Source organism: Acidithiobacillus sp. TH-A36 (genome assembly GCF_057473445.1).
The window spans coordinates 1-3,227 of sequence record NZ_JBYCKP010000529.1 but is presented as its reverse complement, the minus strand read 5'-3'; the positions used below and the strand labels follow the sequence as shown (position 1 = coordinate 3,227).

The window sequence follows — 3,227 nt, the reverse complement described above, 5'->3', positions numbered from 1 at the left end:
TGATTCATGAATCCGGACATTTCTGGGTCGCCAAATTCATGGGCGTGAAGGTGCTGAAATTCAGCATCGGCTTTGGTCCTGCTTTGATCAGTCGGCGTTGGGGCAAGGATCGCACAGAATATGTCATCGCTGCGTTACCTTTGGGTGGTTACGTCAAAATGCTCGGTGAACAGGCCGATGAACAAGTAATACCTGAAGACCGTACCCGGACTTTTGAGCAACTGGCTCCCGGTAAACGCTTTCTTATTGCTCTGGCTGGCCCTGCAGCCAATCTCCTTTTTGCCATCATTGCTTATGCCGGAGTTGCCTGGATTGGTATTCCCGGGCTGGCTCCCATTGTTGGTCTGGTGAATGATCATTCTCTGGCCGCTCAGGCCCATTTGCAGCCGGGCCAACGCATTACCTCCCTGAATGGGCAGCAGGTTTATACCTGGGAAGACATGCGTATGGGTTTATTGTCGGCGGCCATTGCCCGGGTGCCGGCACATCTTGAGACTACCGAGCAGGGCAGGTTGGCAACCCATACCCTACCTTTGCAAAATCTGAAGGCAGATTCGGTGGGGCCGGACTTTCTTGGCAAGATCATCGGAATGGAGCCTTACCTGCCAGCAACTGTGGGAGCAGTCGAAGCCAAAAGTCCGGCCGCCCGGGCAGGACTGGTAGCTGGCGATCGTATTACCGGCATAGATCATCATCCTGTCCCGAGCTGGGAGAGTCTGGCGCGTCACATTGAATCGCATCCAGACAAAACGGTGGAGATGACTTACCGGACGGCTGCGGGGATCAGCAAAACCATTCAGATCAAACCACAAATGTTTCTCGACAAGGTCGGCAAGGCGATTGGCAGGATCGGCATTGTCATGGCGCCCCTACCCAAGGATCTCATCGTTATACGCCAGCGGGGACCATTTGAGGGGTTGCTCTATGGTGCGCACAGTACCTGGCAGATGTCCTGGATGACGGTGGAGATGATGGTTCGGATGGTGCAGGGTTTTGTTTCACCGGATAATATCAGCGGGCCTATTAGCATTGCCGAATATGCGGGGCAATCGGCTCAGGCTGGCGTGGCGCCATTTCTGTCTTTTCTGGCTTTGGTCAGCATCAGTCTGGGTGTTCTGAATCTGCTTCCTATTCCCATACTGGATGGCGGTCATCTGGTGTTTTATGCTCTGGAAATGTTACGGGGTAAGCCGCTTTCGCCGGCGGTGGTGCAAAAAGCCCAACAGATCGGTATAGTGCTGCTTCTGATGCTGATGTCCTTCGCTTTTTACAACGATATTACGAGATTGATGACTCCGTGAAAAAATTCAGCCTGACTTCACCTTCGCCTCTTGTTCTTGCCTCGGGTATTGCCTGTGTAGCTGCCGTTTGGACAGCGCCAGCCTGGGCATTTACACCCTTCACTGTGAAAAACATAGAGATAAGAGGATTGCAGCACATTGCCCCTGGGACGGTTTATAACTATCTGCCCATTCATATCGGGGAAGAAGTAGATGACCAGAAAGCGCAGCAGGCGATTAAAGATCTTTACTCTACAGGTTTTTTCAAGGACGTGACTATCGCCCGTTCGGATGACAATTTGCTGGTGGTCGTCCAGGAACGTCCGATTATCGCCAGCATCAGGATGCACGGCATCAAGGCCTTTTCCAAGAAAGAAGTGGAAGGAACCCTGAAAGGCATTGGTCTGGTGGACCGCCATATTTTCAATCAGTCCCTGCTTGACGAAGTCGTACATGGACTGCAGCAGCAGTATGAAGGCATGGGTTATTATAATGCGAAAATTCATGCCAAGGTGGATAAACTGCCACGTAATCGTGTAGCCATTTATCTGGATGCCAACGAGGGAGATCAGGCTACCATCAAGCAGGTGACCATTGTCGGTAATCATGCTTTCAGTGAAGGCCGTCTGCGTGGACTTTTCGATATTGGTGCCCCTGACGCCTTTTCATTTTTTACCAAAAATGATCGTTATTCTCAGGAGAAATTGATGAAGGGCCTGGAAGCCCTGCACGATTTCTATCTGGATCGTGGCTATCTGAATTTTGATATTGAATCCAATCAGGTACAGGTCACACCAGATCGTCGTTTTGTCTACATTACGGTCAATGTGCATGAAGGACCGGTTTATCATGTGAAGTCGGTGAATTTGACGGGAAATCTGGTGATTCCCAAGCCAGAGCTGGAAAAACTGGTCGAAATTCATCCAGGTGAAGTGTTTTCCCGGGCAAAAATCAATGACACCAACAGTGCCATCGCCAACAAGCTGGGTGATCTGGGTTATGCTTTTGCCAATACCACTCCGGTGCCGACGGTGGATGAAAAAACCCGTGAGGTGGCTCTGAATTTTGAAGTGGACCCAGGGCGCAAAGTGTACATTCGCCGGATTGAAATTACTGGCAATGATCGCAGCCGGGACTATGTAGTCCGGCGTCAGTTCAGGCAGATGGAAGGATCTCTTTATAATGGAGCGCAGATCAGGCGTTCCAAGGAGCGGCTCCAGCAGACTGGTTTTTACGATAAAATCGACACTAAAACGGTTCCGGTTCCCGGTCATCCTGATCAGATGAATCTGGATGTGCATGTCAGCGAGCGGCCGACCGGCAGTTTCAGTCTGGGTGTGGGCTATTCCAACGCGCAGGGTATTTTGTTCAATGGTTCCATCAGCCAGAACAATTTTATGGGTACTGGAAATGCGTTGTCTTTTTCGGCCAATGTGGGCGGATTGGGCACAGCATTCAACCTATCTTATACTGATCCTTATTTTACCCCGGATGGCATCAGTCTGGGTGTTAATCTTTATCGGAATGATACCAATCTTTCCACCCTCGCTGTCGCGCCCTATCAGGAAATTGACTATGGTGCTACGGGCACGCTGGGCATACCCATCATGCGGTATGTCTATGACTATATGTCCTTGGGCTATAGTAATACGACCATTAATCTGACTTCTGGTAGTCCACAGATTTATAACCAGTATGTAACTACGTTTGGTAATACGGCTACTGCTGTGACCATAGGTAATAGCCTGGTGTACGATAGCCGCAATTCGCCCATTTTCCCGACGAAGGGTTTTTATGGCAGTCTGGATCTGAAGGCAGCTGTTCCTCCCGGAAAACTAAAATGGTATAAGGCTGAAGTCAAAGCTGAATATTATCATCCCATCACTTCCTGGTTGACTGGCGGACTGAGTGGTCGCTATGGCTTCATCAATGGTTATGGTGGCAAGC

General features: G+C 50.2%; 2 protein-coding genes. Both read left to right on the top strand.

Annotated features, from left to right (window positions below; translation table 11 throughout):
• Positions 1-2: 2 nt before the first annotated feature.
• The gene (gene rseP / locus AC2VLY_RS13440; RefSeq protein ID WP_486922441.1) at positions 3-1,301 is read left to right on the top strand and encodes an RIP metalloprotease RseP; all 1,299 of its coding nucleotides are present in this window, start codon (positions 3-5) and stop codon (positions 1,299-1,301) included.
• The coding region (bamA, locus tag AC2VLY_RS13435) for an outer membrane protein assembly factor BamA (RefSeq protein WP_486892167.1) at positions 1,298-3,227 on the top strand (1,930 nt) is incomplete at its 3' end. The genes rseP and bamA, both read left to right, overlap by 4 nt.